Annotated in this window: 12 protein-coding genes and 1 pseudogene; 12 read left to right on the forward strand and 1 reads right to left on the reverse strand. The window is 62.6% G+C overall.

The features are described from left to right. Window positions 1-64: 64 nt before the first annotated feature. The 11 genes and pseudogenes from BLR69_RS02885 to BLR69_RS02940 all read left to right on the forward strand — a co-directional run. Window positions 65-469 (forward strand): annotated as a pseudogene (locus BLR69_RS02885) (Lrp/AsnC family transcriptional regulator); the annotation flags it as partial. A 903-nt stretch (window positions 470-1,372) separates the two neighbouring features. Next, complete coding sequence (locus BLR69_RS02895) at window positions 1,373-1,966, forward strand: transposase (RefSeq protein ID WP_071495338.1); 594 nt, start codon at window positions 1,373-1,375, stop codon at window positions 1,964-1,966. Between the two features lie 59 nt (window positions 1,967-2,025). Continuing rightward, window positions 2,026-3,609, forward strand: a complete 1,584-nt coding sequence (locus tag BLR69_RS02900) for a ShlB/FhaC/HecB family hemolysin secretion/activation protein (protein WP_071495337.1) — start codon at window positions 2,026-2,028, stop codon at window positions 3,607-3,609. A 24-nt stretch (window positions 3,610-3,633) separates the two neighbouring features. Further along, window positions 3,634-5,433, forward strand: coding sequence for a DUF2341 domain-containing protein (locus tag BLR69_RS02905; protein ID WP_071495336.1), 1,800 nt, complete (start codon window positions 3,634-3,636; stop codon window positions 5,431-5,433). 11 nt (window positions 5,434-5,444) lie between these two features. Further along, window positions 5,445-5,870 carry an ExbD/TolR family protein gene (locus BLR69_RS02910; protein WP_010211136.1) on the forward strand — a complete coding sequence of 142 codons (426 nt, stop codon included), beginning with the start codon at window positions 5,445-5,447 and terminating at the stop codon, window positions 5,868-5,870. A gap of 3 nt (window positions 5,871-5,873) precedes the next feature. Further along, complete coding sequence (locus tag BLR69_RS02915; protein WP_071495335.1) at window positions 5,874-6,578, forward strand: energy transducer TonB family protein; 705 nt, start codon at window positions 5,874-5,876, stop codon at window positions 6,576-6,578. Between the two features lie 43 nt (window positions 6,579-6,621). Continuing rightward, window positions 6,622-8,322: a putative porin gene (locus BLR69_RS02920; protein ID WP_071495334.1), complete on the forward strand. Its 1,701-nt coding sequence runs from the start codon at window positions 6,622-6,624 to the stop codon at window positions 8,320-8,322. Window positions 8,323-8,340: 18 nt separating this feature from the next. Next, entirely contained in the window at window positions 8,341-8,967 is a 627-nt protein-coding gene (locus BLR69_RS02925; protein ID WP_071495333.1) for a DNA repair protein, read from the forward strand. A gap of 20 nt (window positions 8,968-8,987) precedes the next feature. Beyond that, window positions 8,988-9,440, forward strand: a complete 453-nt coding sequence (locus tag BLR69_RS02930; RefSeq protein ID WP_071495332.1) for a YbjN domain-containing protein — start codon at window positions 8,988-8,990, stop codon at window positions 9,438-9,440. Further along, window positions 9,437-10,378, forward strand: a complete 942-nt coding sequence (locus BLR69_RS02935; protein WP_071495331.1) for a peptidylprolyl isomerase — start codon at window positions 9,437-9,439, stop codon at window positions 10,376-10,378. The genes BLR69_RS02930 and BLR69_RS02935 overlap by 4 nt, the downstream gene beginning before the upstream one ends. A gap of 51 nt (window positions 10,379-10,429) precedes the next feature. After that, on the forward strand, window positions 10,430-11,407 hold the full coding sequence (locus BLR69_RS02940; protein ID WP_071495330.1) for a LysR family transcriptional regulator: 978 nt from the start codon (window positions 10,430-10,432) through the stop codon (window positions 11,405-11,407). 72 nt (window positions 11,408-11,479) lie between these two features. On the opposite strand, the gene BLR69_RS02945 is transcribed toward BLR69_RS02940, so the two are convergent. Further along, the gene (locus tag BLR69_RS02945) at window positions 11,480-12,346 is read right to left on the reverse strand and encodes a LysR family transcriptional regulator (RefSeq protein WP_071495329.1); all 867 of its coding nucleotides are present in this window, start codon (window positions 12,344-12,346) and stop codon (window positions 11,480-11,482) included. 93 nt (window positions 12,347-12,439) lie between these two features. On the opposite strand from BLR69_RS02945, the gene BLR69_RS02950 reads away from it, so the two are divergent. Then, a complete protein-coding gene (locus tag BLR69_RS02950) occupies window positions 12,440-12,988 on the forward strand; it encodes a DUF4865 family protein (RefSeq protein ID WP_058424688.1) in 549 nt (182 codons plus the stop codon). The last annotated feature ends 11 nt before the right edge of the window (window positions 12,989-12,999 follow it).

The following is a 12,999-nucleotide window of genomic DNA, read 5'->3' on the forward strand; positions in this document are numbered from 1 at the left end:
TGTACCGTTCGGGGCGATCAATGATCGCCCCTTTTTTTGCGCCGGGTACAGGTTCAGTGCTTCAGGGCTGTCTGCCACCCGTTGTTATCGGCGGATTCGCCGCATGGAGCGCGCAGGGATCATCAAGGCCAAGGTAGCGGTGTTGGATGAACGCAAATTGGGCATTCAAGTGACGGCGTTTTTCCTGATCAAGCTGGACAGGGACAGCCAGGATATTGACCGCAAGATGCAGCACATCCTGTCGGCTCATCCGCAGATTCAGGATTGTTACTTGATGACCGCGGAGTTTGATTTTGTGATGGTGGCGAAGTTTCGGGATGCTGCGGAGTACACCGAGTATATCTATCGGTTTCTGGAGACTTATCGGGATATTCCGATTCGGACTTATTCTTCTACGTTGGTGGTTCGGACGGTCAAGAAGTCTTATGAGTTGCCGTTGCAGGGCGTTGGGTTTTGTTCTCGGGGTTGAGTACATATCCGTTTCTTCGGTAACGGCTACTTATGGTTCCGCTCTTACAGCGGCTCACTTTTGGAAAGGCCCAAAAGTAAGCAAAAGGCCTTCGCCCCAACACTCGGCACCTCGCCTAGGCTCGGTGTGCCCTCACTCCGGCTTGAATCCGTGGGCCGCCGCAATGGGCCATCCATGGCCCAGTGCGGCTAACCCGGCGTCCTGCCGGGTTACCCACGGATTCAAGCCTGCGTTCGGCCAGCGTGTTTGACGGGGCGATCGCAGATCAAAAGCAAGAGCGCGGCGGCCTTAGAGCCGACCGGATTGTATGGCCGGTACTCGGTCAAAGTGTGGGAGGGGGCTTGCCCCCGATGGCAGTGGGTCAGTCACTGATGAGTTGGCTGACACACCGCCATCGGGGGCAAGCCCCCTCCCACAGTTTGATCTCCATACATCAGTTAGATATCCGCCTGCTTTTGATCTGGCTTTTGATTTTGATCTTAGGCGCCCCGTCAAACACGCTGGCCGGAATTCGGCAGGGATTTGGGGGGTAAACCGGCAGGGATGCCGGTTTAGCCGCCCCGCGCCATGGATGGCGCGGGGCGGCGGCCCCCCAAATCCCTGTCGGATTACGGGCACACCGAGCCTAGGCGAGGTGCCGAGTGTTGGGGCAAGAGCGTTTTGCTTACTTTTGCGCTTTTCAAAAGTGAGCCGCCGTAAGGGCGGAACCCTAAGTAGCCGTTACCTAAATAACGGATATGTCCCCAAAAAAATGCCCCCCACCCAATCAAAAATGAAGCTTTCATGACAAAAGTTCGGTAGCCCATGGCCACTCCCGTCTCCTCTGTGTAACGCGCTTGAGCCCACCAGAAAGGTGAGCTTTTCAGCCGCAAGCAGGATGCCAGGAGTGGGGCGATGGGAACTATGGAACGTTACTCGAAAGTGGGCATGCAGGAGCTCGACCAGCGCCTGTCGAAGATCGTCGAAGCAGCGCGTAAGAAGCCGGTGTCGGTCTATCGCTATGGCGCGCCCTGGGTATGGATCGTCTCCCAGGACGACTGGCAGGGCGCCCGCAAGGAAGTCTCAAGCTACATCCCGGCCGGCCATTCCCTGGTATTGCTGCGCCCACAGATCGATGAAGTGCTCGACCAGCACCGTGACTGGCTCACCGCCGAACCCGCGATGTCGATCCCTGCGCAGACCGTGCTGCAGATCCTGCTGCTGCAACTGCTGTATTCGGTGCCCAGCGAGCAGCAACTGCATGAACAGCTCAACTACAACCTGCTGTTCCGCTGGTTCGTCGGCCTGGACCTCAACCAGAAGGTCTGGAGCGTTCATGTCTTGACGCGAGACATCGCCACGCTGCTGAACAACCCGCGTGCGGTGCAACTCATCCAGAAAATCATCGGTGACGTGTTTTGTGGCGCCTTGCTGCACATGCCGGAGTTCTCCTTGAACTTCGCCCTGTTGCACACCTGGCTGGCACGCCACGGCAACACCGCGATCACCAGCAATTGAGCAGGCCGTACGCCGGGCATTCGGCGGCGGTGCAAACAATCAGACAGTCAGGGGGCGGTGTGGAGCATCTGTTCAAATTAACGCTGGCGCTGTGTTGCGTGACGCTGGGGAGCCTGGCGCAACCGGTGTTGGCCGAGGAAGAGGCGGCGGCGCGCAAGGTCGACGTCAACGAGTACTTCGTGCGCGGCAATACCGTGCTCGATGCGGCGACGATCGAGGAGGCGGTGTACCCGTTCCTCGGTCCGCAAAAGACTCTGGGCGATATCGAAGGCGCCCGCGATGCATTGCAGAAGATCTACCAGTCGCGTGGCTACCAGTCGGTGTTTGTCGAGCTGCCGGAGCAGAAGGTCGATGACGGCATCGTCTACCTGCAAGTGAGCGAAACCAAGGTTGGCCGCGTACGGGTGGTCGGTGCCAAGCACTATTCGCCGGTGGAAATCCGCGAGCAGGTGCCGGCCCTGGAGGAGGGCGCAGTGCCGGACTTTGCCACGGTGCAAACCCAGTTGGCTGGCCTCAACCGCAGCGCCGGGCGCCAGGTCACGCCGCTGGTGCGCGAAGGCCAGCGCCCGGGCACGATGGATGTGGATCTGCAGGTGGAAGACCAGAATCCCTGGCACGCCAGCCTCGGCCTGAACAACGACTACAGCGCCGACACCGAGAAGCTGCGTTCGGTCGCCACGCTGGGTTACGACAACCTCTGGCAACTGGGCCACAGCATTTCCCTGACCTATTTCACCGCGCCCCAGGACACCGACAACGCCAAGGTCTGGTCCGGTTCCTACAGCGCGCCATTGAACGAGCGCTGGACCTTGCAGTTCTCCGGTTACCAGTCCGACAGCAACATCGCCACCATCGGCGGCAGCAACGTGTTGGGCAAGGGCCATTCCTATGGCGTGTCGGCCATCTACAGCCTGCCGGCGGCGGGCAATTGGGCCAACTCCTTCTCGTTCGGCGTCGACTTCAAGGACTTCGACGAGCAGATGAAATTCGGCTCCAGCAGCGACCAGGTGCCGCTCAAGTACGCACCGTTCACCCTTGGCTACAACGGCTATCGCTACACCGAGCAATCCCAACTGGGGCTCGGCTTGAACCTGATCGTCGGCACTCGCGCGTTCTTCGGCTACGGCAGCGATGCCGAAGAGTTCGACTACAAACGCTACAAGGCCAGCGCCAGTTTCGCCGTGCTCAAGGGCGACCTCAATTACACCTACACCTTCGCCAATGATTGGCAGTCGGCAACCAAGGGCGGTTTCCAGCTCGCGTCGGGGCCGCTGGTTTCCAACGAACAGTATTCCGCCGGCGGTGCTACCTCGGTGCGTGGTTACCTGGCGGCGGAGCGCACCGGGGATGAGGGCTACTTGCTTTCCCAGGAGCTGCGCACGCCGTCCCTGGCCAAGTTCCTCGGCAGTTATGTGCAGGAGTGGCGCTTCTATGCGTTCGCCGAGGGCGCGCGCATGCGCCTGCATGACCCGCTGCCCGAGCAAGAAGACGAATACAGCCTGGCCAGTGTCGGCCTGGGCACCCGCGCCAGTTTGAGCAAATGGTTGTCCGGCAGCCTGGATTGGGGCTACCCGCTGCTCGATGGACCGAACACCCAGAAACAGGACTCGCGACTGCACTTCAGTGTGCAGGCGACTTTCTGACTTTTTCTTCCGGAGACTCCACCCATGCAACGCCTATTCCTGAGCCTGTTGATCTGCCTGGGCTTCGCGCTCCCGGCCACCGCCCATGCCTGGTGGCAGGACGACTGGCACTACCGTAAACAGATTTCGGTGGACACCACAGCCCAAGGCGCCGCGATCAGCCAGGCCCTGGGCCGCACCGCGCTGCTGGTGCGCCTGCACACCGGCAACTTCACTTTTGACGGGGTCAAGGACGACGGTTCCGACCTGCGGTTTGTGAGTGCCGACGACAAGACTGTGTTCAACCACCAGATCGAAAGCTTCGACCCACTGATGGGCATGGCGCTGATCTGGGTCGATGTGCCCAAGGTCGAAGGCGGTCAGCGCCAGGACCTGTGGATGTACTACGGCAACCAGAAGGCCCCGGCCACGGCCAATGGGCAACTGACCTTCGACCCGAACTACACCGCGCTCTACCACTTTGACGGGGCCAATGGCACGCCGGCCCGGGACACCACGGCCTACGCCAACACCGCGTTGAACGCCACCGGCGCGAGCATTGATGGTGTGATCGGCCGTGCCTTGCAGTTGAGCGGCCAAGCGCTGATGTTGCCGGCCAGCCCCTCGCTGCAACACGCGGCGGGCGGCGCGTTCACCTTCAGCGCCTGGTTGCGCCTGGACCAGGCCAGCGGCGAGCAAGCGGTGCTGGCCCGTCGCGACGGCGGCCATAGCCTGTTGCTGGGCCTGAACCAGGGCGTGCCGTTCGTGGAAGTCGACGGCCAGCGCGCCGTGTCCACCCAACCGCTGAACCCCGGCCAATGGCAGCACCTGGCGTTCACCGCCGAGGGCGACAAGGTCACGCTGTACGTGAATGGCCGCGAAACCGCGACCCTGGCGCAGGCTTTGCCGGCGTTCAACGCTCAGATCGCCATCGGCGCCGACCTGCCGGAAGCCGGCAGCACCCACTTGCCATTCGCCGGGGCCATCGATGAGCTGCGCCTGTCCAAGGTGGCACGCCCGGCAGCACTGTTGCTGGCCGATGCCAGCGCCCAGGGCGCCGAGTCGAAGCTGGTGGCCTACGGCGTGGATGAAGAACAGTCCGGCTTTGGCTTCGGTAGCCTGGGCTTTTTGCTCAACGCCGTACCGGTAGATGCCTGGGTGATCATCCTGGTGCTAGTGGCGATGATGTTCCAGTCGTGGGTCATCATGCTGCGCAAGAACCGCCAGGTCAGCCGCGTGAGCAGTGCCAACGAGATCTTCCGCGAGCACTTCGCGCAGATCGGCACCCGCCTGGAGATGTACGCCGACGACGCCCAGTTGGGTGAGCGCCTGGCCCATTCGTCGCTGTGGCGCCTGTATCTGGTGGCGGTCAAGGAAATCCGTACCCGCCGTGCCCAGGGCGCCGACACCTCGTCGGTGTCGGCCGCCACCATCGAAGCCATCCGCTGCTCCATGGATGGCGTGCGTACCCGCGAGAACCAGGCCCTCAGTTCCAAACTCTCGACCCTGTCCAACGCCATCGCCGGCGGCCCGTACATCGGCCTGCTCGGTACGGTGCTGGGGATCATGGTGGTGTTCCTCGGCACGGCGATGGCCGGTGACGTGAACATCAACGCCATCGCCCCCGGCATGGCGGCGGCGCTGCTGGCGACGGCCATGGGCCTGTTCGTGGCGATCCCGGCGCTGTTTGGCTACAACCGGCTGATCACGCGCAACAAGGAAGTCAGTGCCGACATGCGCGTGTTCGTCGATGAGTTCATCACCCGCCTGGCGGAGATGCACGGCGAGAGCCAGCACAGTGAAGCCGCGCACCGCCGCGAACATCACGCATCGGTTCCGGCCTGAGGAGAATCGCCATGGCTTCCGTAAATGCCTCCCACGACGATGACGATGACGCGGCCGTCGACAGCATCAACATCACGCCCCTGGTGGACGTGCTCATGGTGGTGCTGGTGATGTTTATCCTCACCGCGACCGCCCAGGTGTCGGGCATCCAGATTCACCTGCCCAAGGCCAGCGCCTCGGTGTCGTTGTCGGAGGCCAAGACCAAGGCCATCTCCGTGAATGACGGCGGCCAGGTGTTCCTCGACGCCTACCCGGTGACCCTCGGCGAGCTGGAAGAGCGCCTGCGCATCGAGAAAGCCCTGAACCCGGACTTCCCGGTGATTGTGCGCGGCGATGCGATGGTGCAGTACCAGAAAGTGATCGAAGTGCTCGACCTGCTGCGCCGGCTGGAGCTGTCTCAGGTCGGGCTGGTCACCGGCAAACCGAGCCAGGGTTGAGTCATGACTGCACAGATCCCGATTGCACCACTGCCTGTGAAAAACAAGCCGCCGTTGCGCCCATTGAAGTGGGGCGCCGGCCTGTTGCTGGGCGCCGTCGCCGCCTGGTTCTTGTGGCAGTGGGCCAACGACATGAGCGGCGTGCGCCGTGAAGCGCCGAAGGTGCCGACGATTATCCCGTTGCCGCCGCCACCTCCACCGCCGCCGGAGAAACCCAAGGAGCCCGAGCCCCAGGTCGAAGAAAAAGTCCCGGAACCAGTGCCGAGCCCCGAACCCGAGGAGGTCAAGCCGGCCGAGGAAGCGCCGCCTTCGCCTAACGAGGATTTGGCCAACCCGATGCAGATCGATGGCGACGCCCAGTCCGGCAATGACGGTTTCAACATCGGTGCCGGTAAAGGTGGCGGTATGGCCGGCAGCGGTGGCGGCGGGCTGGGAACCGGTACGTACAAGCAGTACCTGGCCGGCACCTATCAGCGGTTGATGCGCGAAGACCCTGAGCTGCGCAAGAAGGCCTTCTCCATACAGATAGACCTGTGGTTGGGCGCCGATGGCCAGGTGACCAAGGCGTTGGTGGCCAAGTCCAGCGGCGATGCCGAGACCGATGCGCAGATGCTCGCCTTGATCCAGGCGCCGCGTGCCACCCAGAAGCCACCGGCGTCGCTGACGCTGCCCATGCGCCTGTCCCTCAAGGGCCGGCGTCCGGATTGATCGAAACCTCTTATCTACGGTTTTTTACAGGAGTTGCGTATACATGATTTCCCCCGTGAATCGCCTGACCCTGGCGGTCGGCATGGTCATCGCGACCCTGGTCGGCCAGGCGGCAGCTGCCCCGGTCGCGCCCTCGGAAAACGTCACCATCAACCTGATCCGCCTGCTGGTGCAGCAGGGCGTGCTGACCCAGGACACCGCCAACGGGCTGATCGCCCAGGCCGAAAAAGAAGCCCAGCAGGCGCGCCAGGCCAATGCCGCGCCGGTGGTGGCCGCAGGCCCGACCGCAGCCCCCGGCGATGTGCGGGTGCAATATGTGCCGCAGGCGGTGAAGGATCAGATTCGTGACCAGGTCAAGGCCGAGGTCATGGCCACCGCCAAGCAGGAAAACTGGGCCCAGCCCAATACTTTTCCGGACTGGATCTCGCGCATCAGCTTTGACGGTGACATCCGTCTGCGCGACGAATCGCGCTACTTCTCGGGCAACAACAGCAACAACATCACTGACTTCGCCAAGGTCAATGACACCGGCCCGTACGACGTGAACAAGAACTCCAACACCAAGTTCCCGCCCTTGCTCAACACCCGCGAGGACCGTGAAAATCTGTTCCGCCTGCGTGCCCGCCTGGGCATGAAAGCGGTGCTCTCGCCGGACTGGATTGCTGGTATCCGCATCGCCACTGGCTCTGACAATAACCCTGTGTCCACCACCCAGACCCTGGGCGGCGGCTTCGGCAAAAAAGATATCTGGCTGGACCAGGGCTACCTCACCTGGACCACCACCGACTACATGAAGTTGACCGCCGGGCGTATCGGCAACCCGTTCTATTCCACCGACATGATGTATTCCAACGATCTCAACTTCGACGGCGTGGCCGCCATCTTCAACCATTCGCTCAACAGTGAATGGGGCTTGTTCGGGACGCTTGGCGCCTTCCCGATCGAATACACCTCCGACACCGCCAGCGCCAATGGCATCGACAAGGAAGACAGCGAGACCAAGTGGCTGTTTGGCGGGCAGATTGGCGCGGACTGGAAGATCAATCGTGACAACCGCCTCAAGCTGGCCGCGGCCTATTACCAATTCCAGGACATCGAAGGCGAGCGCTCCAGCCCTTGCTCACCCTGGGCCGGCGCTGCGGGTTGCGACACCGACGGCACGCGGGTGGCGTTCATGCAAAAAGGCAACACGGTGTTCAACCTGCGCAACAACACCACCAACCCGGCCGACCCGGCGAAAACGCCGGACCCGCAATTCGTAGGCCTGGCGTCCAAGTTCAATGTGCTGGACCTCAACCTGGTCTTGGACAGCGAGTTGCCCAGCGATTTCAAACTGCGTTCCCAGGCCAACTTCATCCACAACCTGGCCTACGACAAGGGCGAAATGCTCAAGCGCAGCGAGGGCGAGATCGTCAACAACATCAACAGCAAGGGCCAGTTTGAAAGTGGCGGCAATGCGCTGATGGTCTCGTTCACCCTCGGCAGCGCGCTGGAGATGCGCAAGCGCGGCGACTGGAACGTGCTGGCCGGCTACAAGTACATCCAGCCCGACGCCTTGCCCGACGGCTTCAACGATTCCTCGTTCCACTTGGGCGGCACCAACGCCAAGGGCTACTTCATCGGCGCCAACTACGGCATCGAAAAGAACATCTACGCCAGTGCGCGTTGGTTGAGCGCGTCCGAAGTGTATGGCGCGCCGTTCGAAGTCGATGTGATGCAACTGGAACTCAACACGCGCTTTTGATGCGCAGGGAGATGCCACATGAACACGCGAATCTGCGGGTTGTTACTGCTGCTGGTCGCCACCGGCGCGTCGGCTGAAGGCATGGAGGAACGCTTGCGTACGCAACTGCGCAGCACCACCCAGCAATTGCAGGCCCTGCAAAGCGAGCAGGCCCAGGCCAGCGCTGCGCGCCTGGCTGCGGAAAACCAGGCCAAGCAGGCCCAGGCGCAAATCAAGCAACTGACGGCCGAGCTGGACAAGGCCCGTGGCGTGGCCGAGCAGATGGCCGGCCAGCAACAGAGCCTGCACAGCCAGGCGCAGGCCCAGGTGGCGGCCAGCAACGAGCAGATCGGCAAGTTCAAGAAGGCCTATGACGAACTGCTGGTGCTGGCCAAGGGCAAAGAGGCCGAGCGTGCGCGCTTGCAGGCCCAACTGAGCGAACGTGACACACAAGTGCAGCAATGTTCAGTCAAGAATCAACAGATGTACGGCGTGGCCCAGCAATTACTCGCGGCCTACGAAAAGATCGACGTGGCTGAGGTGATGAGTATCCGCCAGCCGTTCGCCAGCAGCGCCCGGGTCAAGTTCGAGGAACTGGCCCAGGGTTTTGGCGACGATTTGTACAAGAGCCGTTTCGATGCGCCCCAGGCAACCGCCAATCATTGATAGACAGGGAAGAGATCTCCATGAGCGAATTGATCACCAGCGTCACCACCCAGAGCCTCACCGAGCTGTTGCAGGAAGCCGGCTACCGGGTCAACCAGACTGAGCAAAACGGCATCGTGCAATTGCTCAGCGCCAGCCAGGGCATCGGCTTTGCCGTGCGCTTCGGTAACCCGGCGGCGGAGCAGGGCGGCTATGTGGATTTCACCTACAGCTGCGCACTGCGTATCCAGGGCGAGCTGCCCGAAGGCCTGGCTCAGGTGTGGAACGCCTCGCGTCGCTTTGCGCGGTTGTCGGTGCAGGGCGAATTCCTGCTGATGGAAATGGACGTGGTGGTGGCCGGTGTCGGCGCTACGCACTTGCGCAGCCAGTTGGAGTTGTGGGACCGCCTGTTGCAGGAGTTTATCGTCTACCTGCGTGAGTACAGCCAGCAGGCCGCGCAGTTGCAGGCGGAAGCCGAGGCGCCGGTATTGTGAAAAAGCCAACCCTGATGGTCGGCGCGGGCGCGCTGGCCTTGCTGGTGGTGGCGGTGGGCTTGAGCCTGCGACCGGGCAGCGACCCGGTGGCGGCGCAGCAACCGGCGCCGGTGACTAACCCTGTACCGGTCGGACCGGCGGTGGCCCGCTTGGGCAACCAGCAGATCGACCTGACGGAACTGAAAACCGTGCTGGCCAGCCTGCCTGCCGAGTCCCGCGAGCAATTGCGCGGCAACCGTGGTGCGCTGGAAACCTGGATTCGTTCACGCCTGGCGCAAAAGGCCGTGCTCGAACAGGCCGACGCCCAGGGCTGGCGCCAGCGCCCGGACGTGGAGCAGCAAACCCGCGCCGCCGCCGAGCAGATTGTATTTCGCGACTACATGTTGTCGGTCAGCCAGGTGCCGGCCGATTACCCCAGCGCCGCCGAATTGCAGCAGGCCTACGACAGCGGCAAGTCGCAGTGGGTGACGCCGCCGTTGTACCGAGTGAGCCAGATTTTCCTTGCAGTGAATGACCCGCAAGCCGTCGACAGTGTGCGCCGCCAGGCCCAGGAGCTGAGCCGTCGCGCCCAGGCGGCACCGAATGAGTTCGCCGCCCTGGCTACGCAGTTCTCCCAGGACACCGACTCTGCGGCACGCGGTGGCGACTCGGGCATGCAGCCGTTGCAGCAACTGGTGCCGGAAGTGCGCAGTGCAGTGTCGCGCCTCAAGGTCGGTGCCGTGTCGGACGTGGTGCAGAGCGCGGCGGGGTTTCATGTGCTCAAACTCACCGGCCAGCAACCGGCGCGCACCGCGACCCTCGACGAACTGCGTGAACGCCTCACCCAAGCCTTGCGTGCCCAGCGCCAGGAGCAGATCGCCAAGGCTTACCTCGAAGGCATGCTCAATACCGCCACCCTGAGTATCGACGGCGCCGAGCTGAACAAAGTGCTGGAGTAACACGCGTCAACCCGCATTGGATGCACAGACCAACAAGACAGGGAGTCTCCCATGGCATTTCTAGAACCGTCTGCCCCCCAGGGGCCCTCCGTTTATCGCGTGCCAACCGAGGGCCGCAGCAGTTGGCTGACCCTGGCCCACGAGATCGACCCGGAAGTGGCGCGCTACTTTCTGGTGAGTGCGCGCTGCGGTTGTTTCATGCAGGCGGCGCGCAGTTTGAATATCAAGGCGACGCTGTTGCGCAAGCGATTGGCGCAGCTTGAAGAACACCTGCGGCATTCGCTGTTCAGTTATCAGGGCAATGGTTTGGTGCTCAGCCGTGACGGTCAGCAGTTGCAGGCGCAATTGATTGCCCTGGCCCATGAACGACGCCTGCCGGTGACGGAGCAGCCATTGATTCGCCTGGCGGTGGCCGAGCCGATCCTGCATGACATTCTCGGTCGTGACCTGATCGCCTTGCTGCGCCGTAATGCCAGCGTGCGCCTGGAGATCATTTCCATCGACAGCCAGCTGTCGTTGCAGGCGGTGGATGTGGACGTGGTGCTGTGGCTGTCGAACACCGACAGTCCGCTGCCGGGTCCGAGTTTTGCCACTGAGCCGCCAAGGGCCCTCGCGCGCTTGCAGTACTTGCCGCATATCGCCAAGCGTTACTCGCGGTTGACCACGCGGCCGGACAGTGTGGAGGACCTTGATGATTACATGCTGGTGCAGTGGCAGCCGGATGCGCAGGTGGAGGCTTTACAGGCGTGGAACCAGGTGGTGCAGCAGCGCCTGGCGGCGGTGGTGCAGGTACAGGCGTATTCGCTGATGCTGGAGATGATCCGTTGTGGCGCGTGCATTGGGTTGCTGCCGCATTACATGAGCAGTTTTGACCGGGGGTTGGTGGCGTTGCCGGGGTTATTGGCCGAGAGCATGCAGCGGCAAGTGTGGTTGGCGGTGAATGCGCAGGTGCGGGATGAGGAGGCGGTGCGGATGATTGTGGAACTGATCGTCGGAACGTTTGAGGGGCGGCGGGAGTGGTTTGATTGACAGATTTCTCTTAGGCCAGCAAATCCCCTGTGGCGAGCGGGGCAAGCCCGCTCGCCACAAAAAACAGTTATTTCAGTGTTGCAGCACGCCGCGAAAGGTCGCGCTCAAGGCACGCAGTGTCTCCCGTGAGCGCACATCGGTGATGCGGCTGTAAAGCACCACCTCACTCACCGGCAACGGTGGCAGGTCGTATTGCTCGCTCACATCTACCGCGCCAGACGGCGCCACGCGGCGGGCGAGGGCGGCGACGCCCAATCCGGCGCTGACGGCGGCACCGACGGCCATGACGCCGCCGCCCACGAAGACTTCGGTCCAGTCGATGCGCGCAGCGTCCAGTGCGCGGGTCGCCAGGTGGCGCACGCCGCAGGGTGCAGCCATGGTCGCCATGCGCAGGGGCGTACCTGGCGCGTGTTGCCAGGTGGGGGCGGCGAACCAGCCGAAGCGTTCCACCGCCAGCACTTCACCGTCCTGGCGGTCGCCTTCGTTGCGTACGATCACGGCGTCCAACTCGTTGCGATCAAAGGCGGTAACCAGGTCGCGGGAGGAGGCGATGCGCACTTCGAGGATCACCAACGGGTCGTAGGCGGCCAGGCGGCTGAGCCAGGCCGGCAGGTCGGGGCCGGCCACGTGGTCGCTGATGCCAATGACCAGGCGCCGGGGCGTGTGAGCTGCCATGTCGCCCAAGGCGCGTTCATGGGCATTGAGCAGGGCGCGGGCGGCGATGATGAACTGTTCGCCTTGGGGCGATAGCCGTACATGGCGAGGCGTGCGCTCGAGCAGGCGGTAGCCGAGGCGCTCTTCTAGGCGTTTGAGCTTGAGGCTGATGGCAGCCTGGGAAGTGTCGAGGGCTTCGGCGGCGCGGGTGAAACTGGCGAAATCGGCCACCAGCACGAAGGCCTGGACGGTATCGATATCCAACGGTCTGAGGGCGTCAGTCATATTCAATCCTTATCGCACATATATCGGATGATATCTTGTTGAAATCATCGCCGCTGCGCAAGCTGAATGCTCATCTTGCACAGGAGTTCTCGCATGTTTGCCAAACAGTATTCTCACCGCTTGCCAGCTGACTACGACATGGGCGTGATTCACCGGCGCGCCGCGCAATTGGGGCCGCTGTGGGATGACGCCGAGGGGTTGTTGTTCAAGGCGTTTATCGCCCGGGAGCACGGGGGCAAGGTGTATTCGTCGGTGTACCTGTGGGCCGACCCGTTGCAGGCCGCTGACTTTTTATTGGGCGAGCGCTTCCAGAAGGTGCTCGACAGCTTTGGTCGCCCGCATATCGAGAGCTGGTTGCCGCTGGATGTACAACGTGGCCCGGCGCAGGGCGCAGTGAGTTTGTACCGCGAGGAATGGCCACTGGAGCCGGGCGCGGACAGGGCGGCGACCTTGGCCGAGGGGAAACGGCGCAATCAGCAGTTGGCCGACAGCGCGCAGACCTTTGCGGTGTTCCTGGCGCTGGATGTGCAAGCGTGGCGGCTGGTGCGCGTCACCTTGTCGGCCAAGGCACTGGACGCAGAGCACCCAGGGACGGGTTACCAAGTGCTCTATCTGGCACAAGGCGTTGCGCGGCTGGGATAACTGCGCCAGTC

Source organism: Pseudomonas azotoformans (assembly GCF_900103345.1).
GTDB lineage: Bacteria > Pseudomonadota > Gammaproteobacteria > Pseudomonadales > Pseudomonadaceae > Aquipseudomonas > Aquipseudomonas azotoformans.

Bases quoted from the DNA above. Each gene is read 5' to 3' on its own strand.
- BLR69_RS02895 (WP_071495338.1), top strand. From the start codon at position 1,373: ATGGAACGTTACTCGAAAGTGGGCATGCAGGAGCTCGACCAGCGCCTG.
- BLR69_RS02905 (WP_071495336.1), top strand. From the start codon at position 3,634: ATGCAACGCCTATTCCTGAGCCTGTTGATCTGCCTGGGCTTCGCGCTC.
- BLR69_RS02910 (WP_010211136.1), top strand. From the start codon at position 5,445: ATGGCTTCCGTAAATGCCTCCCACGACGATGACGATGACGCGGCCGTC.
- BLR69_RS02915 (WP_071495335.1), top strand. From the start codon at position 5,874: ATGACTGCACAGATCCCGATTGCACCACTGCCTGTGAAAAACAAGCCG.
- BLR69_RS02920 (WP_071495334.1), top strand. From the start codon at position 6,622: ATGATTTCCCCCGTGAATCGCCTGACCCTGGCGGTCGGCATGGTCATC.
- BLR69_RS02925 (WP_071495333.1), top strand. From the start codon at position 8,341: ATGAACACGCGAATCTGCGGGTTGTTACTGCTGCTGGTCGCCACCGGC.
- BLR69_RS02930 (WP_071495332.1), top strand. From the start codon at position 8,988: ATGAGCGAATTGATCACCAGCGTCACCACCCAGAGCCTCACCGAGCTG.
- BLR69_RS02940 (WP_071495330.1), top strand. From the start codon at position 10,430: ATGGCATTTCTAGAACCGTCTGCCCCCCAGGGGCCCTCCGTTTATCGC.
- BLR69_RS02945 (WP_071495329.1), bottom strand. From the start codon at position 12,346: ATGACTGACGCCCTCAGACCGTTGGATATCGATACCGTCCAGGCCTTC.
- BLR69_RS02950 (WP_058424688.1), top strand. From the start codon at position 12,440: ATGTTTGCCAAACAGTATTCTCACCGCTTGCCAGCTGACTACGACATG.